Genomic DNA, 25,076 nt, shown 5'->3' with positions numbered 1-25,076 from the left:
CATTCGCGACATCCTACATGACAAGCCCGTGCCTGGGCACCCGGCGCCGGAACGAGGCTACTTGCTTGCCTCGTAGCGGGCCTTGTTCTCGGCGTTGGGCGGATACAGCCCGGGCAGCGTGGCGCCGCCCTGCACTTCGTCCATGATCCAGCCTTCCAGCCGCTCTTGCTCGACCGCCAGGGCAACCACATCGTCGAGCAGCGCGGCCGGGATCACCACCGCGCCATCCTGGTCGGCCACGATCACGTCGTCCGGAAACACCGCCACGCCGCCGCAGCCGATGGGCTGCTGCCAGTCGACGAAGGTCAGGCCCGCCACCGATGGCGGCGCGGCCGCGCCGCTGGCCCAGATGGACAGGCCGGTGGACAGCACGCCGGCCAGGTCGCGCACCGCGCCGTCGCTGACCAGCCCCGCCACGCCGCGCCTGGCCATGCGGGCGCACAGGATGTCGCCCCAGAACCCGGCATCTTTGACGCCGTTGGCGTCCACCACGGCAATGCAGCCTTCGGGCATCTGCTCGACGGCGGCGCGGGTGGATTTGGGCGAACTCCAGGACTCGGGCGTGGCCAGGTCTTCGCGGGCCGGAATGAACCTCACCGTAAAGGCGCGCCCCACTTTGCGCGGCGTGCCCGGCGCCAGCGGAAACGCGCCGCGTATCCAGACATTGCGCAGCCCCTTCTTGAGCAGGATGGTGGTCAGGGTGGCGGTGGTGACGCCGGCCAGCGCCTGGAAGGCGGACGCGTCTTGCGGGGAAGTCATGGGCGGTCTCCGGTTCGGGATGGGCGCGCGCCGCTGCCGGCGCGCGTGTCCGAAAAAGTTATACCACCCGGCCGCCCTGCCGGCGCTTCATTCGCCCTGCAGCGTGGCCACTATCGTGCGCGCCCCGCCATGGTTGCGGTGTTCGCACAGGTAGATGCCCTGCCACGTACCCAGAAGCGGGCGGCCGTCGCCCACGGGGATGCTGAGGCTGGACCCGAGCAGGCTGGCTTTCAGGTGCGCGGGCAGGTCGTCGCTGCCTTCATAGGTGTGCTGGTAATACGGTTCGTTTTCGCGCACCGCATGGTTGAAATAGCGTTCGAAATCGGCGCGCACGGTGGGATCGGCGTTTTCGTTGATGGTGAGCGACGCCGAGGTGTGCTGGATGAACAGGTGCAGCAGGCCCGCCTTGATGCGCCCGATTTCGGGCAGCTGGCCCAGGATGTCGTCCGTGACCAGGTGGAAGCCGCGCCTGCGCGCGGCCAGCGTCAATGATTTCTGGATCCACATAGTGCCCGCCTGCCGGTACGCGCCCCCCGGTGCGAGGGGCGCTCAAGATTGTTCAATATGCACATTTGAACTATTATATGTTCAATATGAACATCAAGGCAGCCCCATGACCGCCCTGCACCGCACCCAGCCGTCTCCTGATGCCGTCCTGGCAAAGGCGGTGCTGCGGGCGGCCGATCAACTGGGCCTGCGGCAGGCCGACCTGGCCGCGGTGCTGGGCATACACCGCACCGCGGTCAGCCGCCTGAAGCAAAGCCTGTCGCTCGACCCCGGCACCAAGCAGGGCGAACTGGCCTTGCTGCTGGTGCGGGTGGCGCGCGCCCTGTACGCCGTAACGGGCGGCGACCCCGACTGGATCCGCCATTTCATGCACACCCCCAACAAGGTCACGGGCGGCGTGCCGGCGCGGCAAATCGAAACCATCCAGGGCCTGATGACCGTTCTGCGCTTCGTCGACGCCATCCGGGGCAAAATCTGATGATCTGGCAGGCCTGCCATGGGCCGCGGCACATCGGCCCCATCAGCGGCACCCTTTATCGCCTGGTCGAAAGCCAGGAGCAGGTCGCCACGCTGGGCTACGTCGATACGCTCGAAGAACAGGCGCTTCTGGAATCGCTCATCGACGCGGCCAAGCCGCCGTACCCGGAAGACGATGCCGGCTATCACTACCTGCTGAAAACGCCCTTCCGGTATCCGCCGCTGCCATGGGGCTCGCGCTTCGGACGCACGCACGAACCCGGCATCTTCTACGGCGGCCGCAGCGTCGGCACCACCCTGGCGGAATCCGCCTACTACCGCTTCGTGTTCTGGCATTCCATGGACGCGCCGCCGCCCAAGGCGCAAATCCACAGCCAGCACACGCTGTTCTCGGTGGCATACAAAACGCCGCAGGGCGTGCGGCTGCAGGCCCCGCCCTTCGACGCACACCGGGCCGAGCTGGCGCATCCCGCCCGCTATCAGGCCGCGCAGCAGCTGGGCACGGCCATGCGCGCCGCCGGCGTGCAGGCTTTCGAATACTTTTCCGCGCGCGATCCCGAAGGCGGCTGCTGCGTGGGCTTGTTCACGCTGCGCGCCATGGCGCAGAAGCGCCCGCGCGACACCAGCCAATGGCTGTGCCAGGCCAGCGCCGACACCATTGCCTTCAAGCAGGCCGGCGGGCGCGATGTCGCCACGTATCCGATAGCGGGCTTTCTGTACGAAGGCAGGCTGCCGATTCCGGCCTGACGCCGACGGTCAGCGTTTGCCCGGCGCCGCGCGGGCCCGCCGCCCCAGGCCCGCCGCCTGGCCGTCGCGGTCCCAATCGTACGATTGGGCCTGCTTTCCCACAAAGCGCTGCACCGCATCCCGATGCGCCGGCGTCGACATCGCCACCGCCTGCGATAAAGACTCCATATTGGCCATGGTGGCGTAGTCGGCGTCGAAACTCAGGTTGAGCAGGCGCTTGCTCATTGCCAGGGCATCGGCCGGCCCGCGGCATATCTGCTCTGCCAGCGCTTGCGCGGCCTGCGCCAGCTGCCCGGCGGGATGCAGGGCATGCACGATTCCCAGCGCATGGGCTTCGCGCGCATCGAGGGTGCGGCCGGTCAGCAGGATGCCCCGGGCGGCGGAAAGGCCCACGATGCGCGGCAGCAAATAATGGGCGCCGAAATCGGCCACCGCGCCGATCCGCGGAAACGACATGCTGAAACGCGCGTCCTGCGAGGCGACCACCAGGTCGGCGTGCAGCGCCAGGCTGAAGCCGGCGCCCGCCGCCGGGCCATCCACGGCCGCGATGACAATGGCGTCGAGCTCCAGCAGCCGGCGCAGCCACGGAGCGGATGCGCCAATCCGCCGGCGAGTGGCGGCGGGTGAACCATCGGCCGGGTCGCGCAGGCGATCCGCCATTTCGCGCAGGTCGCCGCCGGCGCAGAAGCTGCCCCCCGCGCCGCGCAGGATCAGCGCGCGCACCGAGCCGTCGGCCGCGACGGCGTCCAGCATGCGCGCGTAGTCGGCGCGCAGAGCCGTGGACATCGCATTGCGCGACGCCGGATGATGGTGAACGAACTCCGCAATCCCGTTCTCGATGGTAAGCGAGGCGGCATGAAAGGTCGGTGTGTCCATGTTCTGGGCCCGGGCAAATGGTTGGACGAAACGGCGCGGCCCGCGGCGGGCCGGCCCGAAACTTACGGCGCGGCGCGCCGGCCCAGCGCGGCCAGGCTTTCCCAGGCCTGGTCCATTTCCTGGACCAGCTTGCGCATCTGCTCGGCCACGCACGTCTCGCCGTCGATGCCGAACACACTCTGGCCCGCCGCTTCGTAGATAAGCCGCGGATCGCCGTGCTCGTGCAACGACGCAAACACGTCGCCCGTCAGCACCTGCTGCAACGGCATTTTCAAGGGCGCCGGCGAGCCGGCGGCTTCCCAGGCGTCTATCCATTCGCTGCGCACCACGCGGCAAGGCTTGCCGCTGTGGGCGCGCGAGATCAGCGTGTCTTCGCTGCCGCTGGCCACCAGGCGCTGCAGCAATGCCGCCGGCGTATGGTTTTCACGGGCCGCCATCCACAGCGTGCCCAGCCAGGCGCCCTGGGCGCCCATTCCGATGCAACCCAGCACCTGCCCGCCCGTGGCGATGCCTCCGGCCGCCAGCACCGGCTTGCCGCCTGCCGCCGCGATAACCTGGGGCAGCAGCGACATGGTGCCGACGGGCCCGGTGTGCCCTCCCGCGTCGTATCCCTGCGCCACCAGCACGTCCACGCCCAGCGCCAGCGCTTTCTGCGCATGCCGCACCGAGCCGACCAGGGAAAAGCTGAACTTGCCGCGCCGGCGGGCTTCCTGGATGAGCTCGGGCCGCAGGCCGATGGCTGTGGCCACCACGCGCGCGTTGGACTGCAGCACGGCATCGATCTGGGCGTTGAAAAGCGCCTCGGAGCGGGCATGCGACGTGAAGAAACTGGGCTTGAGCGGCGGCTTGATGCCGAAGCGCCGCCGCAAGCCGTCGACGAACTCGACATGCGCCTGCGGCAGCGATGCGCGCAAACTGGCCAGGTCGGCCCGTTCGGGCACATTGGCCGGCAGCATCAGGTCGATGCCGTAGGGCAGCCCCGCGAGCCGGCGCTCGACTTCGGCCACGATGTCCGGAATGCGCGCGGGCTCGTCACGCCCCAGGCCGAGCACCGGGAATCCGCCGGCCTGGGCGATGGCCACCACCACATCCGGCTCATGTGAAAAACCGAAGACGGGGTGGCGGATCTCCAGCAGATCGCAGATCGGCGTGCGGATGCGCGACATCTCAGTTCGCCTCGATGCCGGCCTGCTTGAATACCTTGCCCCATTTCTCGAATTCCGCCGCCACGAAGGCATCGAATTCGGCGGGCGACTGCAGAGCGAGTTCCATGCCCAGCGCAGCGAACTTGGCCTGCACGTCGGGCATGGCGACAATGGCGCTTACGTCGGCGGCCAGCTTTTCGCGCACTTGCGCCGGCGTCTTGGCCGGCGCAACCAGCCCGAACCAGGTGCCCACCGCGTAGTCGGGCAGGTTCGCCGCCTCGGCCACGGTGGGCAGGTCAGGCACGGCGCTGGCGCGCTTGGCGGTGGTCACGGCCAGCGCGCGCAGCTTGCCCGCCTTGACCTGCTGAATCGCCAGGGCCGCCGTCAGCGGCATCATTTCGACCCGACCGGCCAGCAAATCGTTCAGCGCGTCCGTCTGGCCCTTGTACGGCACATGGGTCAGCTTGATGTGGGCCTCTTGGGCCAGCAGCTCTCCGGAAAGATGATTCGACGTGCCCACGCCCGCCGTGGAATAGGTCATCGGGGGGTCGCTCTTCTTGGCCAGGGCAATCAGCTCGGCCATGGTTTTCACGGGCACGCTGGGATGCACGACGATGATGTTGGGCACGATGCCGAATCCGGCAATGGCCTTGAAGTCGCGCACCGGGTTCCAGGTGATGTTCTTGCGCAGGCTGGGCGCCACCGCGTGGCTGGGGCTGACCAGCAGCAGCGTGTACCCGTCGGCCGGCGCGCGCGCGACATAATCCGTTCCGATGGCGCCGCCCGCGCCGGTCCGGTTTTCCACCACGACCGCCTGGCCATACCGGGCGGCCAGCTTGTCGCCGATCAGCCTGGCGACCGAATCGACAATGCCGCCCGCCGAGAACGGCACGATGATCTTGATCGTCCTGCTCGGGTAATCCCCTTGCGCCATGGCGGGCGCCGAGGCAAATGCGGCAAGCGCGCAGGCCGCCAACAGGTGCGTGATTTTCATGGTGTCTCCTTGCTTTTTTATGGATATGGGCCGGGCATTCAACCCGGCATGGCCGCCATGGTCCGCTTTGCGATATTGGCAATGTGGATCTGGCTGGTTCCCTCGTACAGGCGGAACACCCGCACATCGCGGTAGAAACGTTCCGCCACGTTGCCGGCGATGTAGCCGGCGCCGCCGAAAACCTGCACCGCGCGGTCGGCGACCTGGCCGCACATTTCGGACGCGAACAGCTTGCACATGGACGCCTCCAGGGTCACGTCCTGGCCGTCGTCGCGCTTGCGCGCCGTCTCGAGCACCAGCGCCCGGGCCGCATGGACCGCCGTATTGCTTTCGGCAATCATCTGCTGCACCAGCTGGAACTCGCCGATTGCCTGGCCGAACTGCTTGCGCTCGTGCGCCCGCTGCACCATCTCGCGCACCAGGCGGATGGCGGGGCCGACGCACAGCCCGGCCAGGTTGATGCGCTGCTTGTTGAGCGCCTTCATGGCCGTGCGGAACCCCTGTCCCTCGACTCCGCCGACAATGGCGCTTTCGTGCACGCGCACCCGGTCCAGCACCACCTCGCCCACCGGCGACCCGTGCTGCCCCAGCTTGCGGTAGGCCGGCGGCGTGCTCAGCCCGGAAGCGCCGCGCTCGACCAGAAACGCGGTGATGCCGGCCGAGCCCTTGCTGCCGGGGTCGGTGCGGGCGAATACGGTGAACAGGTCGGCCACCGGCGCGTTGGTAATAAAGCACTTGCGGCCGGTTATCTCGTAGTAGGCGCCGTCGCGCACCGCCTGCGTCTTCTGCGCGGTGGCATCCGATCCGGCCTCGGGCTCGGTCAGCGCGAAGCACCCCGTGACTTCGCCGCTGGCCAGCAGCGGCAGGTACTGGCGCTTCTGCTGCGGCGTGCCGTCCACCACCAGCGATTCGGACGCGATGCCCGTGTTGCCGCCGAAGCGCGCCCGGAACGCCGTGGCCACCTGCGAGACCTCGATGTTCACCAGGGCCAGCTCTTCGGTGGTAAGGCCGGCGCCGCCGTACTCTTCGGGAATGCTGTGGCCGAACAGCCCCAGGTCGCGCATCCGCTGCACTACGGGCTCGGGAATGGCATCGGTCTCGTCCACCTGTTGTTCGATCGGCAGGCATTCGGCGCGCAGGAACTCGCGCACTTCGCCCAGCATTGCCTCGAATTTGATCGGATCTCGGATCATGGATTTCCTTGCATGAAGTGGGTTCAGTTCAGGCCCTGCTCGAATGCGAGCTTGTGCACCGCCTCTTTCAGCAGCGGCACGACCTCGTTCGCCAGCCTGTCTTTCTGCACCCGATGGGCCGCGATCGTGCAGTTCAGCGCCAGCGGCGGCTCGCCGTGGGGCCGGCGGATCGGCACGGCGACGGCGTGTATGTCCTTTTGCCAGTCACCTTTGGAATGGCAGTAGCCGTGCGCGGCGAAGCGCTTCAGGTCGGCTTCCCACACGCCGCGGTACTGTTCGAAAGAAGCGCGGTTCTGCACTTTCAGGTAATTGAGAATGGCGGTCCGTTCCGCGGCCGGATACGCCAGGATCAGCGCGCGGCCGATCGAACTGGCCAGCAGCGGGCGCGACGTGCCGATATCGGGCAGGTGCTGATTGGCCGAATCCGCGCGCACCGAGTCGATGTAGACCACGTTGTCCCGGTCCCGGATGCCCAGATTGACGGTGCAGCCCGTGGTCCGGGCCAGCGCCTCCATGATGGGCTTGGCGAGCTGGCGCACGTGCATGCTGGCAAGCAGCGGATGGCCCAGGGCCAGCACGCCCGGCCCCAGCCGGTACTTCTGCAGCTGCGGATCGCGGCTCAGGTAGCCCAGCAGCGTCAAGGTGTAGGTCAGCCGCGAAACGGTCGGCTTGGGCAAACCGGTGCGGTCGGCGATCTCGCGGTTGCCGAGCAGCGGCGCCGAGGCCGAGAACGCGCGCAGCACTTCCAGCCCGCGCGCCAGGTTCATGGCGAACTGGCGGTCGGAGGACAGGTCGTGCGGGTTGACCAGACCGGGAAGAGAGATGGCGCTCACTTTGCGATTTCGTTGTGTCGGCGCAGGCATGATTGGTCCTTCGAAATAAGCAGTCAACGATTCGAGAGTACTGTTTCGCTGTGCAAAACACATCATTGCTGGACGCCCCCGGCTCGGGCATAACGGGTGTCTGACACAACCTCGCTTCATGCCCGCATGACTCAGACACCCTTCTCTTCCGGCGCGCTGGCCGGCGTCCGGATCCTTGATATGGCGACGGTGCTGGCTGCTCCCAGCGGCGCCACGCTGTGCGCCGATCATGGCGCCGACGTCGTCAAACTGGAACTTCCCGACGGCAGCGATGCGCTGCGCCACATGCAGCCCATCAAAGACGGCTCGCCGCTGTGGTGGAAGGTGGCCAATCGCGGCAAGCGCGGCATCACGCTGGACGTGCGCAAGGAAAAGGGGCGGCAGATCCTGCTGTCGATGCTGCCGCGCTTCGACGTGCTGGTGGAAAACTTCCGCAGCGGCAGCATGGACCGCTGGGGCCTGGATATCGAAACCCTGCACCGGGCCAACCCCCGCCTGATCGTGGTGCGCCTGACGGGGTTCGGCCAGACCGGGCCGTACCGGTCGCGGGCCGGGTTCGCGCGCGTTTTCGAGGCGATGAGCGGATTCACCAACCTGACGGGCGAAGCGGGCGGCTCGCCGCTGCACAGCAATTTTCCGCTGGGCGACTCCATCGCCGGCATCTTCTGCGCGTTCGCCATCGCGGCGGAAGTGGCGCGCCTGCGCGGCGACCCGGCCTTGCTCGGCGCGGAAGTCGATCTTGCCGCCACCGAAGCGCTATTCCGCATGCTGGATCCCCTGCCGGTAGAACACGAGCAGCTGGGGCAGGTGCGGCATGCCGCGGGCAACCGCACCACGTATACCTCGCCTTCGAATATGTACCGCAGCAGCGATGGCGTCTATTTTTCGCTGGTCGCGTCATCGCAGGCGGTCTACGTCCGGCTGTGCAATGCCGTTGGAAGGCCGGACTGGATCACCGACCCGCGCTTCGATACGCTGCCCAGGCGGGTGCAGAACATGGACGCGCTGGACTGCGCGCTGGCGCAATGGTTTGCGTCGCACGCGTTCGCCGACATCTGCGCGCAGCTCGAGCCGCACGAGATTCCCTTTACCAAGGTCTACGACATCGAAGACATCAAGGCCGATCCGCATTTCCAGGCGCGCAACGCCATCATCCGGCTGCCCGACCCCGACCACGGCAGCCTGCCCGCCCCCTGCATCGTGCCGCGCATTGTCGGCCGCGACATGCCCATCCCGCGTTCAGGCCCTTCGGTGGGCGAACACAACGCCGAGGTATATGGGGAACTGGGCATCACCGCCGATCAACTTGCTGAACTGCGCGCGCAACGCGTGATCTGAGGCCCACCGCCATGTCCATTCTTCAGCTACCCGACACCTTCCAGGCATTGGTGACTCGCCGCCCCGATGGCAAGGTGCAGTCCGCCATGGAAACCGTATCCCTGCCGCAGCTGTCGGCCGGCGAGGTCGTGGTGCGCACCCGCTATGCCGGCATCAACTTCAAAGACTGCCTGTCCATCCGGGGCAAGGCGAAGATCATCGCGGATTACCCGCGCATCGCCGGCATCGAAGCGGTGGGCCGCGTGGCGGCCTCTGGCGTCGATGCGTTCGCGCCGGGCGACGAGGTGCTGGTCCACGGATTCCAGACCGGCATTGCGTTCGACGGCGGATTCTCGGAATGGATGCGGGTGCCGGCGGGGCACCTGCAAAAACTGCCGCAAGGCCTGTCGGCGCGCGAAGCGGCCATTATCGGCGTGCCGGGCTTCACCGCGGCCATGGCGCTGGCGCGATTCGAGTCGCACGGCCTCGGCCCGGCCGCCGGCCCGGTTGCCGTGTCTGGCGCCAACGGCGCGGTCGGCATGCTGGCCATCTCGATACTTGCCAGGGCGGGCTATCAGGTTGCCGCGATCACGCGCCGGCCGGAGCAGGCCGATGCGCTGCGCCGCCTGGGCGCCGCCGAGATCGTGGACGCCCGCGCGGCGCTGGATTCCACTCGCCCGCTGGAAACCGCCCGCTACGCGGCGGCCATCGACAACGTGGGGGGCGGCGTGCTGGCGTGGCTGCTGCGCTCGATGAAAGACGAAGGCCTGGTGGCTTCCGTGGGCAATGCCGGCGGGAACAGCTACGACGGCAGCGTGCTGCCGTTCATCATGCGCCGGGTGCATCTGTTCGGCATCGTGGCCAACGCCGGCTGGCCCCAGCGCAAGCGCCTGTGGCAGAAACTGGCCGCCGAGTGGGCGCCCGGCTTCGAGGCGCTGGCGCCGCACGTTCACACGATCGCGCTGGACGAGCTGCCCGCGCACGCCGACCGGCAGCTGCAGGGCGCCACCAGCGGCAGAACCCTCATAGACTTCGGCGAGGCGCCATGAAAGGCCCGCTGGCCGGATTTCGCGTGCTGGAGCTGGAAACGCCTGGCCCGGTTCCCTGGGCAGGGATGATGCTTGCGGACATGGGCGCCACCGTCATTCGCATCGAAAGGCCGACGCCCGCCGACATGGGCATCCCGCGCGACGCGCGCTTCGAACTGACCGCGCGCGGCAAGCAGGCGGTGGCCGCCGACCTCAAGACCGAAGCAGGCCGGCAGGCGGTGCTGGACCTGGTGGCGGATGCGGATGTCCTGCTGGAAGGCCTGCGCCCGGGCGTCATGGAGCGCCTGGGCCTGGGGCCGGACGCCTGCTGGGCGCGCAATGCCGCCCTGGTGTACGGGCGCGTCACCGGATGGGGCCAGACCGGCCCCCTGGCCCAGGCAGTGGGCCACGACATCAACTATCTGGCCGCCAGCGGCGTGCTTCATGGCATCGGGCCCGAGGCCGGCCCGCCCGCGGTTCCGCTGAACCTGATCGGGGATTTCGGCGCGGGCGGCATGCTGCTGCTGACGGGCGTGCTGGCCGCGCTGCTGGAAGCGCGGCAAAGCGGCAAGGGCCAGATCGTCGACGCGGCCATGGTCGACGGCGCGCTGTCGATGCTGGCGCCCATCCTGGGCCGCTGGCAGTGCGGACAATGGCGCGACCGCCGGGCCAGCAACCTGCTGGACGGCGGCGCGCCTTTCTATACGACTTACGCCACCTCTGACGGCAAGGCGGTCGCGGTGGGCGCCATCGAACCGCGCTTCTATGCCGCGCTGCTCGCGGGCCTGGGCCTGGACCCCGGATCGCTGCCCGGCCAGCACGACCAGGCCAGCTGGCCCGGCATGCGCGCCAGGCTGGCCGGCATCTTCGCCGGGCATACGCGGGATCACTGGGCCGGAGTGTTCCAGGATACCGAAGCGTGCGTCACTCCGGTGCTGTCGCTGTCGGAAGTGCCGCGGCATCCGCACTTCGTGGCGCGCTCCAGTTTCGAACGCATCGATCAAGTGCTGCACCCCGCGCCCTCGCCGCGGTTTTCCCGCACGCCCGGCGCGATATCCGCGCCGCCCGCGAAGCGCGCAGGCTGAACGGGCCGCCCACGCGGACGCACGCTAGCGCGCCACCGGATCGCCGCGCAGCCGGATCTCGGCCACGATCCGGTCGCCTTGCTGGTGCAGCGAAAATTCGTAGCGGCCCGGGTAGCACAGGGCCAGGCGGCGGCACAGATTGCCCAGCCCGCCCCCGCCTTTCGCCAGGTCGTACGGCGCGCGCAGCTGGCCCGGGTTGTCCACGGCGATGACCAGTTCGTCGTCCTGGCGCCGCGTGTGCAGATTGATCAGGAAGGATTCGCTGTCCGAGCGCATGCCGTGCTTGATGGCGTTTTCCACCAGCCCCTGCAGCGTCATGTGCGGGATCAGCCACCCAAGCGAGGCCGGGTCGATGTGGCAGCGGTATTCGAGCTGCCGGTCAAAACGCAGGGCCTGGATGCGCACATAGGCCTCGGCGGCTTCGATTTCCTCGTCCAGCCGGCACAAGCCCTGCCCGCGGCGGTCGAGCGAATAGCGCAGGTAGTCGGCCAGCCGGCGCGTCATTTCTTCGGCGATGGCGGGGCGCGCTTCGATTTCGGCCACGATGGTGTTAAGCGCATTGAACAGGAAATGCGGTTCTATCTGCGACTGCAGGTGCTCCAGTTCCAGGCGCAGGGCGTGCGTTTCGGCCTTCATCTTGGAAATGCGCTCGGTGCGCGCGGCAAGCTCGGCCGCCACGCCGAAATACACCAGCGTCCAGATGGACAGTATGCCCATGTAGTAAAGAAACCCCAGGCGATACTGGTTCCCGGGCATCACCCGCAGGCTTTGGGGCGGGAACAATTGATGGATGGCGTAGGCAATCGAGGCCAGCAGGACCGATGCCGCCACGCACAGCAACACCGAACAGGCCAGCACCAGCAGGGGCGAATGCTTGTTGGGCGCGCCGCGCCCGTGCCACATGGCTGCCGCGCTGGTCAGCAGGAAAGCCAGCGGCTCCAGGCTGAGGGTCAGCCAGAATGCCGCCTCGGGGCTGCCGAACACGGCCAGGCGGATGCAGAAGCCGATAATCGCCAGGAACAGCCAGCCCAGCACCTGGGCGCGCCAGAAGCCCACCGAAGACTCGCCTCGGCTGAGCTCCTGGCTGGCTGAACTGAACAGGGCGGAGGGGGAGTCGGGAAGTGCCATCGCGCCCCGATTATGTTGTTTGGGGTCTTGCGGAACAAGGCCTTTTCGACGAAAAGGCCCATTCACTCGACGAAACCGTTCGCCTGTCGCGGCGCGGGGCCGCGCTGGCGCCCTACGATGCGCGCGGCAGCGTGGCGCCGGTGTCCGCCATGATGGCCTGCACGCACGCGAGCAGGCGCTGCGCCACGGCGCCGGCCAGTGTTTCGGGCGGCAGCTTGAACGCGGGGCCGCCGCAGTTCAGGGAATAGATTTCGCCATCGGGCATCACCAGCGGCACGGCAATGGCGTTCACGTCGGGATGCCAGTCGCCGTACGACGCCACATAGCCGGCCTGGCGATATTGCGCGATGGCCTGGCGCAGATGCGGCGCGACGGCGGGCCAGCGGTTTTCCATGCTGATGCGCAAGGTGTCGATCAGGCGCTCGCGGTCGTCATCGGGCAGCGCCGCCAGGTAGGCCCGGCCGGACGCCGATGTGGCCAGCCCCAGCCGGTCACCCACGCCGATGCGCATGACCAGCGCGGCCGATACCGGACGCACCGTTTCAAGCAGCACCATTTCCAGCCGGTCGCGCGTGCCCAGGTGCACGGTGGTGCCCGCTTCCTCGGCGAACGCCCGCATGTGCACGCGCGCCTCGGCGCGCATGTCCAGCTTGTTCAGGTACGAATGGCTGAGCGCCATGATGCCGGGGCCCAGCGCGTAGCGTTCCGAGCCCGGCACGCGCTTGAGCAGGCCGGCCGCCAGCAGCGTGCCGACCAGGCGCAACGCGGTGGGCTTGGGAATGCCCGTGCCTTCGGATATTTCCTTGAGCGTGGCCGCGGCGTCGCTGGCGCCGATATAGCGCAGCACCGCCAGGCCGCGCGCCAGGGCGCTGACTTCGCCCTCGGCGGGTTCCCCTTGGGGGGCTTCGTGCATCAACACACTCCGATTCATGGTTCGCAGGCAGACAGGCGCGAAATTGTGGAATCAACAACCAGATAAGTGATTCTATCTGGCCTGAAAAATCCTTGCGCATTGATTTTTATCAAATATAATAAAATCAAATTTCATTAAACGGAGGACACATGCCGCTGTCGCTTACCCCCATCATGCCCGGCTTCGCGGCCGAGGCCGGTGGCCTGGACTTGTCGTCCCCCCTGGATTCCCCGGATATCCGCGCCATCGAAGCCGCCATGGACGAACACGCCGTGCTGGTGTTCCGCGGGCAGGCGCTGGCGCCGGAAGCCCAGCTCCGGTTCGCCCAGAACTTCGGAAAACTGGACCTGGGTTTCAAAAAAGCATCAAAAGCGCCCAACCGCCTGGCCCACGAAGCGCTGCTGGACATCTCCAACGTGGACGAGACCGGCCAGGTGGCCGATCGCAATCACCGCAAGATCGTGGGCAACCTGGCAAACCAGCTGTGGCACAGCGACAGTTCGTTCCAGAACCCGCCCGCCCGCTATTCCATGCTGCATGCCGTGGTGCTGCCCGCGGCGGGCGGCGAGACTGAATTCGCCGACATGCGCGCCGCCTGCGACGCCCTGCCGCCGGCGCAGCGGCAGCGCCTGCGGGAGCTGCGAGCCGAACACTATGCGCTGCATTCGCGCTTCCTGCTCGGCGACGACGACTATTCCGAAGCGCAGCGCCAGGCCATCCCGCCGGTGGTGTGGCCGCTGGTGCGCCGCCATCCCGGCAGCGGCCGCGAGCTGCTGTTCATCGGCGCCCACGCCAGCCGCGTGCTGGAACTGAGCGTCGCCGAAGGGCGCCTGCTGCTGATGGATCTGCTGGAACACGCCACCCAGCCGCGCTTTGTGTACCGGCATGCCTGGCGGCCGGCGGACCTGGTCATGTGGGACAACCGCAGCACGCTGCATCGCGGCCGGCCTTTCGATCTCGCGGCCCGGCGCGAACTGCGCCGCACCACGACCCTGGAAGCCGCCTCGGCGCAATAGCCGTCCCTTGCACAACGACATCATCCGCGCCAAGCGGAGAAGAACGGAGACAACCATGAAAAAAACACTGATCGCCATCCTGGCCTGCATGGCCGCCATCGTGTCGCCATTGAGCTGGGCGGCGCCGGCATTTCCAGACGGGCCGGTCCACCTGGTGGTGCCGTTTCCCGCGGGCGGACCCACCGACACGCTGGCCCGGATGCTGGCCGAGGGACTGCAGGCGCGCTGGAAACAGCCCGTCATCGTCGAGAACAAGCCCGGCGCCGGCACGCTGATCGGCACCGATCACGTCGCCCGGGCCGCGCCCGACGGCCGCACCATGGGCATCGTGATCAGCGCGTACACCATCAACCCTTCCGTGCGCCGCTCCATGCCATACGACACGCTGGCCGACCTGCAGGGCATTACCCAGCTGGCCGAATCGAAGCTGGTGCTGGTCACGCGCGCCGACGCGCCCTTCAACACCGTGGCCGAGCTCATTGCCCGGGCGCGCCGGCATCCCGGCGAGCTGACGTACGCCTCGCCGGGCGCGGGCACCTCTACCCACCTGGCGGGCGAAATGTTCAAGCAGGCCGCCGGCATCGACATCGTGCACGTGCCGTACAAGGGCAGCGGCCCCGCCCAGACCGACTTGGTCGGCGGACAGGTCGACGTGATGTTCGACGTGCTGCAATCGGCGCTGCCCATGGTGCGCAGCGGCCGGCTGAAAGTCATTGCCCTGGCGTCGCCGCAGCGCGATGCGGCGTTCCCCCAGTACCCGACGGTGGCGGAAACGCTGCCGGGCTTCGAGGTGGGCAGCATGTTCGGGCTGATCGCTCCCGCCAGGACGCCGGCGGCAACCGTGGCGGCGATCCGCGATGCGGCCGCCGCGGTGGTTCATTCGAAGCAGGTGGCGCAGACCATGGCCGGCCTGGGCATGACGCCGGTCGGGTCCACGCCCGCCGAGTTCAACCGCTTTCTGCGCGACGAAATCGAAAAATGGCGCAAGGTGGCGCAACAGGCCAACGTGCGCATCGACTGACCGCCCCGCGCCGCGCTATGGCGCCTTCACGATCTCTTGCGCGCACTGCAGCAGCGTGCGCACCCAGCGCCCCCGCTGCGACGGATTGCGCCACAGCAGGCCCAGTTCGCGCGGCGGCGGCGCCAGCGCGCCGCCCTCGCCCGGCACGGGCGGAACGGCGAGCTTGCGCAGGTGCTGGCCGGCCAGGCCCTGGCCGATATCGGGCACCAGCCCGACGCCCAGGCCCCGTTCCACCAGCAAAGCGATCGCCATGACGGAATTCAGCTCGATCCGCTCGTGCGGGCGTATGCCCTGGGCCTGCAGGTAGCGCTGCGCCAGGCTGCCGCCGGCCAGCTGCCTGTCGTAGCGCACCAGCGGCTCGTTGCGCAACAGCTCGAGCGGATCGCGCCCGGCATCGCGCGCATGCGCCAGCACCACCAGCGGCTCCTGGCGCAGCGGCGTCCAGCAGACGGTCTTGGGCAGGTCGAACGACAGCTTCAGGCACAGGGCTGCGTCCAGCTCTGACTGCACCAGCGCGCTGTACAGCGCCGGCGTGATGCCGATGCGCAGCGCGATGCGCACGCGAGGCTGCCGCTCGGTGAAGGCCTGCAGGATGTCGGGCAGGAAACCGTGCAGCGCCGTATTGACCGTGCCCAGGCGCAGCTCGCCCGCCTCTTCATCGGTGGCGACCCAGTCGCGCAGCGCGTCGGCGTCCTGCACCAGGGCGCGGCCGCGTTCGACCAGCCGCTGCCCGGCGGCGGTGGGCCGCACGCTGCGCCCCTGGCGCACCAGCAGGGAAACGTCCAGTTCGCGCTCGAGCGCGCGCATCTGCTGGGCCACGGCGGCCGGGCTCAGGCCAAGCTGGCGCGCGGCTTCCGACATCGAGCCGACGGCGACAACCTTCAGGAAGTGATTCAGGTAGCGGATATCCATTGCCTGTATTTTCTTTCATTTGATGAAAGCAGCGCATACTGTATTGCCATGGCCGCGGCGCACGACAATGTTCTGTTCGGCCCCTGCCGGCCCCCTATACGCAGAACAAGGAAATCCAATGAGCCGCCCCGCCCCGTCTTCACCTTCGCGCCGCCATGCGCTGGCCGCCGCGCTCGGGCTGGCCGCCGCGTCGCTGGCGCCGGCCTGGGCGCAGGGCGCCAGCCCCGCCATGCGCATCATCGTGCCCTTCGCGCCGGGCGGCGGCAACGACGTGCTGGCCCGCCAGCTGGCGCACGGTCTGAACGAAATGTTCAAGCTGGACGTGATCGTGGAAAACAAGCCGGGGGCCGGCGGCAACGTGGGCACCGAGCAGGTGGTGCGCGCCTCGGCGCAGAGCAACACCTTTTTGCTGGGCCATACCGGCACGGTGTCGATCAACCCGGTGCTGTACAAGAACCTGAAATTCAATGCCTCGACCGACCTGCAGCCGGTCGCCATGTTCGCGTCTTCGGCCCTGCTGCTGGTGGTGCCGGCCGAATCGCCCATACAGAGTGTGGCGCAGCTGGCCGACGCCTTGCGCGCCAAGGGGTCCGACATGGATTACGCGTCCAGCGGCACGGGCACCGGCGGCCACCTGACCGGGGAAATGTTCCTGCAGACCCTGGGCGCGCGGGCGGTGCACGTGCCCTACAAGGGCACCGCGCCCGCGCTGGCGGATGTGGCCGGCGGGCAGGTCGACTTCAGCTTCAGCGTCATTCCGGCCGCCATGTCGCTGGTCAAGTCCGGCAAGTTGCGCGCCCTGGCCGTCACCAGCGCCAAACGCATGCAGCTGATGCCCGATGTGCCCACCATGATCGAATCGGGCGTGCCGGCGCTGGCCGATTTCGAAAGCACGCTTACCTACGGCATCCTGGCCCCCAGGGCGGCGCCCGCCGACGCGGTGCGGCAGCTCGAGGCCCGCATACTCAAAGTTGCCGCCACGCCCGGCTTCCAGTCCAGGCTGGCGGTGGAAGGCGCCGAGCCCATGCTGGGCAACACCGCCGAATACGCGCGCCGGATCCAGGAAGAAAGCCGCAAGTGGGGCCACGTAATCACGGTCTCCGGTGCATCGGTATGAACACCGGCAAGCCCGCGATGGCAGCGTCCCTGATCGACCAGTGCCTGGATCCGGCCGGCGATACTGAACTGTTCTCGGACCGCCAATGGCTGGAGGCGCTGCTGCGCTTCGAGGCCGGGCTGGCCGCCGCCCAGGCCGCGGCCGGCCTGGTGCCGGCCGCGGCGGCGGCCGCCATTGCCGAGGCCTGCGCGGCCGTCGAGCTGGACCGCGGCGATTTCATCGAACGGGCGCGCCGCACGGGTGCGTTCGGCATCGGGCTGGTCGATCCCATCCGCGGCTTCCTGGCCGGCCAGGCCCCCGACGCGCTGCCCTACCTGCATTGGGGCACCACCACGCAAGACGCGGTCGACACCGCGCATGCCATGCTTACCAAGACGGCGCTGGCGGCCCTGCTGGACGAGCTGCAGGGGCTGGTGGCCGCGCTGCGCGCGCTGGCGCATGCCCATGCCGCCACGCCGATGATGGCGCGCAGCCTGCTGCAGCCGGCCCAGGTCACCAGCTTCGGTTTCAAATGCGCGCAGTCGGCCGCGGCCCTGCAGCGCAGCGCCAGCCAGTTGCGCGCGCTGGCCCCGCACGCGCTGTGCGTGCAGCTGGGCGGGGCGGTGGGCAACCGCGCCGCCATCGGCCAGCGGGCCGCGCAAGTAGAGCTGGTGCTGGCCGCCGAACTGGGGCTGTGGGCCAGCGGGCAAAGCTGGCATACGCAGCGCGACGCGTGGATGCGGCTGGCCATGGAAGCGTCCGTGTGCGCCGGCAGCCTGTCCAAGCTGGCGCGCGACTGGTCGCTGATGTCGCAGTTCGAAGTCGGGGAACTGGCCGAGGCGCCGCGCGGCCGGACTTCCAGCGCCATGCCCCACAAGCGCAATTCCGTGCACTGCATGCAGGCCATCGCCCTGACCCAGCCGGTGCCCGGGCTGGCCGCGTCGCTGCTCGGCGCCATGACGCAGGCGCATGAACGGGCCATGGGCGAATGGCAGGCCGAACTGTCGAGCTGGGCGCCGCTGTGGCGCCGCGTGCACGGGGCTGCCGCCGCGCTGCGCCTGGCCGCCGAAGGCGTGCAGGTGGATGCGGCGCGCATGCAGTCGCACATCGACGCCTTGTGCGAAGTCATTTTTTCCGAAGCCTGCACCGATGCGCTGGCTCCGCTGGCCGGCCGCGAAGCGGCGCAGCAGGCCATCGAGCAACTGGCGCCGCAGGCCCTGGCGCAGCGCCGGCCGCTGTCGGCCTTGCTGCGGCACTGGGTCGAAACCACCCGCGGCCCCGAGCCGGCGCGCGCCGCCGACCAGGCGCTGGCCGCGGCCACCGACCCGCAGCGCGCCGTGCACGCCTCGGCCACCTGCTGCGTGGAACTGTTGCGCACGCTCGATGCGGCCGAGCCCCCTTCTTCTACCCTGGAGCCCCATCATGTCTGATTCCCTTCCCCACGACGCGCTGGAACGCGGCCTGGCAAACCGGCGCAGGATTCTCGGCGACGCGTGGGTGGACCGCTCGGTCGGCAACGCCAACACCCTGAATGTGGAATTCCAGCGCATGATCACCTGCTACGCGTGGGACAGCATCTGGAGCCGGCCGGGGCTGGACCCCCGCACGCGCCGCATCCTGGTGCTGGCCATCACGGCCTCGATGGGGCGCTGGGAAGAATTCGAACTGCACATCCGCAGCGGCCTGCAGGCGCCGGCCGACGCGCCCGACGCGGCGGCGCTCGACCTGGACACGATCCGCGAAGTGCTGCTGCAGACGGCGGTGTACGCGGGCGTTCCGGCCGGCAATACCGGCATGGCCATCGTGCTGAAAGTACTGGCCGCGCTGGACCGCAGCCCGCCCAAAGCGGATTTCTGGAGCGGCGAGCCCGCCGCGTAGCAGGGCCCGGGCCGGCGCCCTAGCCCGGCGCCACCCGCGCCTGCTCGCGCTGCAGGCCTGCCTGGCGCACGGCGTCCAGCAGACTCAGCGCGGCGGGCGACTGCGCCACGTCGGTGCGCCGCAGCAGGCCCATGGGTTCATCGGTGCCGCCGAACGGCATGGGCAGGCGCACCAGCTCGTTGCGCGCCACGCGTTCCTCGACCAGGCTGGACGGCACGAACCAGACCGCGTCATTGCGCAGCGCCAGTTCCAGGCTCAGCGACACCGACAGGCTTTCCACGCGCGCCACCTGGCGCGGCAGGCCGAACGCGCTGATGACGCTTTCGGCCGACTGGCGGATCAGCGTGCCTTCGGGCGGCACCACCAGCGGATAGCGCGCCAGCGCCAGCGGAGCCAGCGCCCCGTCGCCCAGCAGGGCATGGCCGGCCCGCACGACCACCGTCAGGGGTTCGCGGAACAGGTGCTCGAAGCTCATGCCGGCCATCGCGTCCGGCTCGCCCAGGCGGCCCACGGCGAATTCGATATCGGCCGCCTTCAGTCTTTCCAGCAGTTCGGCATTGCGGCCCGTGTGCACGCGCAGGCTGGCCATCGGCCAGGCCTGCCGGAACACCCGCAGGGCCGCGGGCAGCAGCACGCTGGCCACGGTGGGCAGGATGCCCAGCGCCACCGTCACCGACGAGCCGTCGTCGGCATGGGCCAGCTGCCCGATGCCATCGCGCAGGCTGCCCAGGCAGGTATGGGCATAGGGCGCGAAGATCCGGCCGTCGCGGGTCAGCTCGGCGCCGCGCCGCCCGCGCTCGAACAGCCGCACGCCCAGCACGGACTCAAGCTCGGACAATGTCTTGGACACCGCCGGCTGCGTGATCGACAGCCGCTCGGCGGCGCGCTGCAGGTTGTTCAGCTGGGCGACCGCCAGGAAACACTGGATGTGCCGCAGCTTGATGCGCCCGCCCTGAAAGGGATTTTCCATAACTTTTTATGCAATTCAAACGCACGAAACATCACTTACCATAACTTTATAGCCCGATTACAGTGACGGCTCAATCCATCCTGAGCAGCCGGAGTGTTTCCCCATGGACGGTTCCACGCCACGCCACACGATTCTTACCCCTCGGGACTGGGACGCGCACCCGCCCTACCGCTACCCCGACTACAAATCGTCGGTGCTGCGCAGCCCCACGCTGCCCCTGATTCCCCTGGATGAATCGCTGAAGAACCGCCGGGCGCCCGTTTACGGCGCCAGCTGTCTGGGGCCGCTGGACCACGACCTGACGCGCAATGCCGCCAAAAACGGCGCGCCGCTGGGCGAACGCATCGTGGTCACCGGCAGGGTGCTCGACGAAGGCGGCAGGCCGGTGCGCAACACCCTGGTGGAAATCTGGCAGGCCAACGCGGCAGGCCGCTACGTGCACAAGGGCGACCAGCACGACGCCCCGCTCGACCCGAATTTCCTGGGCGCGGGCCGCTGCCTGACCGACAACGAAGGGCGCTACCGCTTCCTGACCGTCAAGCCGGGCGCCTACCCCTGGGGCAACCACAGCAACGCGTGGCGGCCCAACCATATTCATTTTTCGCTGTTCGGCGACTACTTCGGGTCGCGCCTGGTCACGCAGATGTATTTCCCGGGCGATCCGCTGCTGCAGCTCGATCCCATTTTCCAGGGCACGCCCACGGATGCGCGCGAACGCCTGGTGTCGCGCTTTTCGCTGGATGCCACCCAGGAAGGTTTCGCGCTGGGCTATGAATTCGACATCGTGCTGCGCGGCGCGCGCCAGACCCCTACGGAGTAAGCCATGCCTGTCCTGAAGCAGACGCCTTCCCAGACCATCGGCCCGTTCTTCGCGTACGGGTTGTGCCCCGAGCAATACAACTTCGAGCTCGCCAGCCTGTTCACGCCCGTGCTGGCCGAGCGCCACGCGGCCGGCCAGCCCATCACGATCGAAGGGCGCGTGTACGACGGCAGCGGCAAGGCCGTCGACGACGCCGTCATTGAAATGCTGCAGGCCGACGCGGCGGGGCAGTACGCCGAATCGCTGGAAGGCATTGCCGCAAGCGGGTTCAAGGGATTCGCGCGCGTAGGCACCGGCACCGATGCCCAATCGCGGTTCGTGGTCGAGACCATCAAGCCGGGTGCCCTGGGGCCGGCGTCGGCGCCGCACATCGATGTCATCGTCATGATGCGCGGCATGTTGCTGCACGCCTACACCCGCATCTATTTTGAAGACGACGCGGCGGCCCACGCCCAGGACGCCGTGCTGGCCGCCGTGCCGCCGGAACGCCGCGGCACGCTGATCGCCCGCCGCCTGCCGTATGCTGGCCGCAACGCCTACCAGTTCGACATTCATCTGCAAGGCCCGCACGAAACCGTGTTCTTCGACGTGTGAAAGCCCCCCCCGAAACACAGCCCGCGGTGAAGCCCTGACGCCCGGCTGACCTGAAGACGCCGCCCTTCCCTGCCCGCGCAGCCAGCCTGCAGCGGGCTTTTCGGCGTTGCTTCGCGCCCCCCGCAGAGGCAGGGAAATCCCCATTCTGAAAAACATTTTCTTGCGTCTCGACTCGTTGAATTATTCTTAGCTATCTAATATTATTTGGCTGCACGTCACGACATCGCTGGTTGCGCAAAAGGCGCACGACGCCCAGGCCTATCCCATTAAAGAACGTGCCAAGAAAAACGGAGAGAGACTCATGATTCACAATCGATCAGCACTTCGCCGCCAGGGCTGTAGCGTCATCCTGGCATCGCTGCTCAGCGCTTCGCTGGGCCTTGCGCTGCCGGCCGCCGCGCAGGCCGAACAGGCCTCGCAGTTCCCGTCGCGCCCCATCCGCTTCATCGTTCCCTATGCCGCGGGCGGCCTGCCCGACACCGTGGCGCGCGTGGTGGCGCAAGGCCTCACGATCAGCATGGGCCAGCCCGTCGTGGTGGAAAACAAGCCCGGCGCCAACGGCGTCGTCGCCGCGCAGGCGCTGGCCAGCAGCCCGGCCGACGGCTATTCGTACCTGGTCACCGACGGCTCGATGATGTCCATCAACCCGTCGCTGTACAAGAACCTGCCCTATGACCCCAAGCGCGACTTCGTGCCGGTTTCGCTGATCGCCACCTCGCCGCTGTTCCTGGCCACCAGCACGCAAACCGGCATCACCTCGCTGCAGGATTTCGTGAAGCGCGTGAAGGCCAAGCCGGGGGTCATGAACTACGGCTCGTCGGGCGTCGGCAGCTCGCACCATCTCACCATGGAAGCCATGAAGATCGCGCTGAAGCTCGACATCAGTCACGTGCCGTTCCGCGGCTCGGGCCAGTCGGTGCCGGCCATGATCGGCAATCAGGTCGATGTGGTGTTCGCCGCCCTGCCCTCGCTGTCGGGCTTCGCCGACAAGGGCCAGGCCAGGATCCTGGCCACCAACGCCGGCAAGCGCTCGGCCCTGGCGCCCGATATCCCGGCCATTTCCGAAATCATTCCCGGCTTCAACTTCGCCGTCACGGTGGGCGCGCTGGCCCCCACCGGCACGCCCGATTTCGCGGTGCAGAAGCTCAGCGCGGCCATCGCCAAGGCGGTCAAGGACGCCGCCGTCGTGAAACAGTTCAACACGCTGGGCATCGAGCCCGTCGGCGGCACGCCCGCCGAATACGAAGCCGCGATCGATGACGAAGCCAAACGCTATCAAAGCGCGATCCAGGCGGCGGGGATCAAGGCCGACTAGCCCTGTCCCCGGGCGGCGCGCGGGGCGGAACACCCCGGACCCGCGCGCCGCGGCCCATCGCGCGCCTTATCCCGACATGAAGGAGCCCCTATGTTGACGACTGAAGAAAATGAACTGCTGTGCCGGGTAGTCGGCGACGCGCCCATGGGCCAATTGATGCGCAGGCACTGGACACCCGTGTGCCTGAGCGAAGAGGTCAGCGAGCCGGACGGCGACCCGGTGCAGGCGCGCGTGCTGGGCGAAGACCTGGTGGTGTTCCGCGACACCGACGGCCGCGTCGGCGTCATGGACGAATACTGTCCGCACCGGCGCGTGTCGCTGGTGTACGGCCGCAACGAAGAATGCGGACTGCGCTGCCTGTACCACGGCTGGAAGATGGACGTGGAGGGCACCGTGATCGAAATGGTGTCCGAGCCGGCCGCCAGCACCATGGCGCAGAAAGTCAAGCACAAAGCCTACAAGGTGCAGGAATGGGGCGGCGTCATCTGGGCCTACATGGGCCCGCAGGACGACATTCCCGACTTCGCGCCGCCGCCCTGGGCGCCCACCGCCGACGCCAAGGTCAGCATCGCCAAAGTGATCATTCCGTGCAACTGGGCGCAAATCCTGGAAGGCGCGATCGATTCCGCGCACAGCTCCAGCCTGCACTCGTCGGATTTCGTGCCGGCGCGCGTCGGCGGCGCCGAGGCCACCGACAAGAACTGGCTGCGCCCGTCCACCGACAAGGCGCCGCGCCTGCAGGTGCAGCGCGCCTCGTTCGGCTTTCGCTACGCGGCGATCCGCCGGCCGATCACCAACGCGGCGCAGAACGACTATGTGCGCTCTACCGTGTTCGTGGCGCCCGGCACGGTGCTGATTCCGCCCAATAACCTGTACAACGTGGCCAACGTCAACGTGCCTCGGGACGACACCAGCACGGCGTTCTATTTCATCGCCTGGGGCGAAAAAGCCACCACGCCCGATACCGAGACCTGGCGCCGGTTTCTGGGCACCAGCGTGGGCATCGACCTGGACGAGCGCTACCGGCCGCTGCGCAACCCCGAAAACCGCTTCTGGCAGGACCGCCAGGCCATGAAGGCCGGCAACTTCACCGGCATACGCGGCTTTCCGAACCAGGACATCGCCATGTGGATCACCATGGGTCCGCTGGCGAACCGCGCGGAAGAGCGCCTGGGCGCCAGCGACCTGGCCATCGTCGAATTCCGCCGCCAGATGCTCGAAGCCGTGCAGGCGTTCCAGAAAGGCGAAGCCGCGATCGGCACGGGCGCGCTGCGCATTCCCGCCGAAGTCTGCTCGTTCCAGGCCATCGTGCCCAAGACCACAGACTGGCGCGAGTTCACCGCGCGGCCGGCCGGCGCGCAGCCCGGCAACGACCCCGAACTGGCCGGCAACTACCAGACCACCGCTTGAATCCAGGAGACCACGTTGGCCAAGCTACCGCTTTCCATCGCCATGGGCGACTACGACCGCAACCGCGCGCTGTACGACGGCGCCGTGCAGATTGACGGGGTGGACCCCACTTTCATGCTGCTGAACCCGGAAGAGATGTTCTTCCGCGCATTCCGCTTCCAGGACTTCGACATCAGCGAGCTGTCATTCAGCAGCTACCTGGTCAAGCATGCCCGGGGCGACTGTCCCTACATCGCGCTGCCCATTTTCCTGTCGCGCGCGTTCCGCCATACCTCTATCTATGTGCGCAAAGACCGCATCAAGTCGCCGCAAGACCTGAAGGGCAAGCGCATCGGCATCCCCGAATATCAGCTCACCGCCAACGTATGGGCGCGCGCGCTGCTGCACGACGACTACGGCGTCAGGCCGTCGGACGTGACCTGGGTGCGCGGCGGCATCGACCAGCCCGGCCGGCCCGAGAAGATCAAGCTGCAGCTGCCGGACGACGTGAAAATGATCGACGCCCCGCCGTCGACCACGATTTCGGACATGCTGGACCGCGGCGAGATCGAGGGCTTCATGGCGCCCCGCGCACCCTTCGGCGCGGCGCGCGCCAACCCCGACGTCGGCTGGCTGTTCGACGACCCCACCGCGGTGGCCAAGGACTACTACAAGCGCACGGGCATTTTTCCCATCATGCACGTGGTGGGCGTGCGCAAGACCCTGGCCGAGCAGCACCCGTGGCTGCCGGGCGCGCTGCTGAAGGCTTTCGAGCAGTCGAAGGCGGCGGCGCTGGCCAAGCTCGAAGACACGTCCGCCACCAAGGTCACGCTGCCCTTTGTCGAAGAACAGCTCAAGGCCGCGCGCGACACTCTGGGCGAAAACTACTGGGCCTACGGCGTCGACGCCAACCGGCCCACGCTGGAGGCATTCACCCGCCATCACCACGCGCAGGGCCTGTCGTCCCGCCACGTTGCGGTGGACGAGCTGTTCCATCCCGGCACCTACGAAACCTACAAGATCTAGGCGGCCC

At 68.1% G+C, this 25,076-nt stretch carries 26 protein-coding genes; 15 read left to right on the top strand and 11 right to left on the bottom strand.

Translation table 11 applies throughout. The features are described from left to right. Window positions 1–57 precede the first annotated feature (57 nt). Both J2P76_RS22950 and J2P76_RS22945 read right to left on the bottom strand, forming a co-directional pair. A complete protein-coding gene (locus tag J2P76_RS22950) occupies window positions 58–759 on the bottom strand; it encodes a ribonuclease activity regulator RraA (protein ID WP_207410347.1) in 702 nt (233 codons plus the stop codon). Between the two features lie 87 nt (window positions 760–846). Continuing rightward, on the bottom strand, window positions 847–1,266 hold the full coding sequence (locus tag J2P76_RS22945; RefSeq protein ID WP_207410346.1) for a secondary thiamine-phosphate synthase enzyme YjbQ: 420 nt from the start codon (window positions 1,264–1,266) through the stop codon (window positions 847–849). Window positions 1,267–1,372: 106 nt separating this feature from the next. Between J2P76_RS22945 and J2P76_RS22940 the strand changes: the two genes are divergently transcribed. Beyond that, complete coding sequence (locus J2P76_RS22940; RefSeq protein ID WP_207410345.1) at window positions 1,373–1,744, top strand: MbcA/ParS/Xre antitoxin family protein; 372 nt, start codon at window positions 1,373–1,375, stop codon at window positions 1,742–1,744. Then, window positions 1,744–2,490, top strand: coding sequence for an RES family NAD+ phosphorylase (locus J2P76_RS22935; protein WP_207410343.1), 747 nt, complete (start codon window positions 1,744–1,746; stop codon window positions 2,488–2,490). Before J2P76_RS22940 ends, J2P76_RS22935 begins: the two co-directional genes overlap by 1 nt. A 9-nt stretch (window positions 2,491–2,499) precedes the next feature. Here J2P76_RS22935 and J2P76_RS22930 read toward each other — a convergent pair whose 3' ends face one another. From J2P76_RS22930 to J2P76_RS22910, 5 genes are all read right to left on the bottom strand, one after another. After that, window positions 2,500–3,366, bottom strand: coding sequence for an enoyl-CoA hydratase/isomerase family protein (locus tag J2P76_RS22930; RefSeq protein WP_207410341.1), 867 nt, complete (start codon window positions 3,364–3,366; stop codon window positions 2,500–2,502). Window positions 3,367–3,428: 62 nt separating this feature from the next. Continuing rightward, complete coding sequence (locus J2P76_RS22925) at window positions 3,429–4,532, bottom strand: NAD(P)H-dependent flavin oxidoreductase (protein WP_207410339.1); 1,104 nt, start codon at window positions 4,530–4,532, stop codon at window positions 3,429–3,431. Between the two features lies 1 nt (window position 4,533). Beyond that, complete coding sequence (locus J2P76_RS22920; protein ID WP_207410336.1) at window positions 4,534–5,505, bottom strand: tripartite tricarboxylate transporter substrate binding protein; 972 nt, start codon at window positions 5,503–5,505, stop codon at window positions 4,534–4,536. A gap of 38 nt (window positions 5,506–5,543) precedes the next feature. Further along, window positions 5,544–6,698, bottom strand: coding sequence for an acyl-CoA dehydrogenase family protein (locus J2P76_RS22915; RefSeq protein ID WP_207410335.1), 1,155 nt, complete (start codon window positions 6,696–6,698; stop codon window positions 5,544–5,546). Between the two features lie 23 nt (window positions 6,699–6,721). Then, window positions 6,722–7,531, bottom strand: a complete 810-nt coding sequence (locus J2P76_RS22910; protein WP_347565359.1) for an IclR family transcriptional regulator — start codon at window positions 7,529–7,531, stop codon at window positions 6,722–6,724. A gap of 156 nt (window positions 7,532–7,687) precedes the next feature. Here J2P76_RS22910 and J2P76_RS22905 point away from each other — a divergent pair, with 156 nt between their 5' ends. The 3 genes from J2P76_RS22905 to J2P76_RS22895 are packed head-to-tail and all read left to right on the top strand — an operon-like array spanning window position 7,688 to window position 10,991. Beyond that, window positions 7,688–8,899, top strand: coding sequence for a CaiB/BaiF CoA transferase family protein (locus J2P76_RS22905; protein WP_207410333.1), 1,212 nt, complete (start codon window positions 7,688–7,690; stop codon window positions 8,897–8,899). An 11-nt stretch (window positions 8,900–8,910) separates the two neighbouring features. Further along, window positions 8,911–9,927 carry a YhdH/YhfP family quinone oxidoreductase gene (locus J2P76_RS22900; RefSeq protein WP_207410328.1) on the top strand — a complete coding sequence of 339 codons (1,017 nt, stop codon included), beginning with the start codon at window positions 8,911–8,913 and terminating at the stop codon, window positions 9,925–9,927. Then, the gene (locus J2P76_RS22895) at window positions 9,924–10,991 is read left to right on the top strand and encodes a CaiB/BaiF CoA transferase family protein (protein WP_207410326.1); all 1,068 of its coding nucleotides are present in this window, start codon (window positions 9,924–9,926) and stop codon (window positions 10,989–10,991) included. Before J2P76_RS22900 ends, J2P76_RS22895 begins: the two co-directional genes overlap by 4 nt. 24 nt (window positions 10,992–11,015) lie before the next feature. On the opposite strand, the gene J2P76_RS22890 is transcribed toward J2P76_RS22895, so the two are convergent. Continuing rightward, window positions 11,016–12,119: a sensor histidine kinase gene (locus J2P76_RS22890; protein WP_207410324.1), complete on the bottom strand. Its 1,104-nt coding sequence runs from the start codon at window positions 12,117–12,119 to the stop codon at window positions 11,016–11,018. A gap of 112 nt (window positions 12,120–12,231) precedes the next feature. After that, complete coding sequence (locus J2P76_RS22885; protein WP_207410322.1) at window positions 12,232–13,032, bottom strand: IclR family transcriptional regulator; 801 nt, start codon at window positions 13,030–13,032, stop codon at window positions 12,232–12,234. A 149-nt stretch (window positions 13,033–13,181) separates the two neighbouring features. Between J2P76_RS22885 and J2P76_RS22880 the strand changes: the two genes are divergently transcribed. Both J2P76_RS22880 and J2P76_RS22875 read left to right on the top strand, forming a co-directional pair. Beyond that, window positions 13,182–14,048, top strand: a complete 867-nt coding sequence (locus J2P76_RS22880; RefSeq protein ID WP_207410319.1) for a TauD/TfdA dioxygenase family protein — start codon at window positions 13,182–13,184, stop codon at window positions 14,046–14,048. Between the two features lie 55 nt (window positions 14,049–14,103). Continuing rightward, window positions 14,104–15,069, top strand: coding sequence for a tripartite tricarboxylate transporter substrate binding protein (locus tag J2P76_RS22875; protein WP_242697650.1), 966 nt, complete (start codon window positions 14,104–14,106; stop codon window positions 15,067–15,069). 15 nt (window positions 15,070–15,084) lie between these two features. Here J2P76_RS22875 and J2P76_RS22870 read toward each other — a convergent pair whose 3' ends face one another. Continuing rightward, window positions 15,085–15,981 carry a LysR family transcriptional regulator gene (locus J2P76_RS22870; protein ID WP_207410317.1) on the bottom strand — a complete coding sequence of 299 codons (897 nt, stop codon included), beginning with the start codon at window positions 15,979–15,981 and terminating at the stop codon, window positions 15,085–15,087. Window positions 15,982–16,099: 118 nt separating this feature from the next. Here J2P76_RS22870 and J2P76_RS22865 point away from each other — a divergent pair, with 118 nt between their 5' ends. Genes J2P76_RS22865 through J2P76_RS22855 form a run of 3 tightly spaced genes read left to right on the top strand, consistent with a single transcriptional unit; the run spans window position 16,100 to window position 18,955 of the window. Continuing rightward, window positions 16,100–17,098, top strand: a complete 999-nt coding sequence (locus J2P76_RS22865; protein ID WP_207410316.1) for a Bug family tripartite tricarboxylate transporter substrate binding protein — start codon at window positions 16,100–16,102, stop codon at window positions 17,096–17,098. Window positions 17,099–17,115: 17 nt separating this feature from the next. Continuing rightward, window positions 17,116–18,507 (top strand): lyase family protein, encoded by a 1,392-nt coding sequence (locus J2P76_RS22860; protein ID WP_242697649.1) that lies wholly within the window; start codon window positions 17,116–17,118, stop codon window positions 18,505–18,507. After that, window positions 18,500–18,955, top strand: a complete 456-nt coding sequence (locus tag J2P76_RS22855) for a carboxymuconolactone decarboxylase family protein (RefSeq protein ID WP_207410314.1) — start codon at window positions 18,500–18,502, stop codon at window positions 18,953–18,955. Before J2P76_RS22860 ends, J2P76_RS22855 begins: the two co-directional genes overlap by 8 nt. A 19-nt stretch (window positions 18,956–18,974) precedes the next feature. Here J2P76_RS22855 and pcaQ read toward each other — a convergent pair whose 3' ends face one another. After that, window positions 18,975–19,925: a pca operon transcription factor PcaQ gene (gene pcaQ / locus J2P76_RS22850; RefSeq protein WP_207410313.1), complete on the bottom strand. Its 951-nt coding sequence runs from the start codon at window positions 19,923–19,925 to the stop codon at window positions 18,975–18,977. Window positions 19,926–20,028: 103 nt separating this feature from the next. Here pcaQ and pcaH point away from each other — a divergent pair, with 103 nt between their 5' ends. The 5 genes from pcaH (at window position 20,029) to J2P76_RS22825 (ending at window position 25,069) form a co-directional block, all read left to right on the top strand. Beyond that, window positions 20,029–20,745 (top strand): protocatechuate 3,4-dioxygenase subunit beta, encoded by a 717-nt coding sequence (gene pcaH, locus J2P76_RS22845; RefSeq protein ID WP_207410312.1) that lies wholly within the window; start codon window positions 20,029–20,031, stop codon window positions 20,743–20,745. Between the two features lie 3 nt (window positions 20,746–20,748). Continuing rightward, a complete protein-coding gene (gene pcaG / locus J2P76_RS22840; protein WP_207410311.1) occupies window positions 20,749–21,339 on the top strand; it encodes a protocatechuate 3,4-dioxygenase subunit alpha in 591 nt (196 codons plus the stop codon). 301 nt (window positions 21,340–21,640) lie between these two features. Continuing rightward, window positions 21,641–22,654: a Bug family tripartite tricarboxylate transporter substrate binding protein gene (locus tag J2P76_RS22835; protein ID WP_207410310.1), complete on the top strand. Its 1,014-nt coding sequence runs from the start codon at window positions 21,641–21,643 to the stop codon at window positions 22,652–22,654. A 90-nt stretch (window positions 22,655–22,744) separates the two neighbouring features. Next, the gene (locus J2P76_RS22830) at window positions 22,745–24,064 is read left to right on the top strand and encodes a Rieske 2Fe-2S domain-containing protein (RefSeq protein ID WP_207410309.1); all 1,320 of its coding nucleotides are present in this window, start codon (window positions 22,745–22,747) and stop codon (window positions 24,062–24,064) included. A 15-nt stretch (window positions 24,065–24,079) separates the two neighbouring features. After that, entirely contained in the window at window positions 24,080–25,069 is a 990-nt protein-coding gene (locus J2P76_RS22825; RefSeq protein ID WP_207410302.1) for an ABC transporter substrate-binding protein, read from the top strand. Window positions 25,070–25,076 lie beyond the last annotated feature (7 nt).

It is taken from the genome of Bordetella petrii, from assembly GCF_017356245.1.
Classification (GTDB): domain Bacteria; phylum Pseudomonadota; class Gammaproteobacteria; order Burkholderiales; family Burkholderiaceae_B; genus Bordetella_A; species Bordetella_A petrii_D.
The sequence above is the reverse complement of the archived record's forward strand: the minus strand, read 5'-3'. Positions and strand labels throughout refer to the sequence as shown.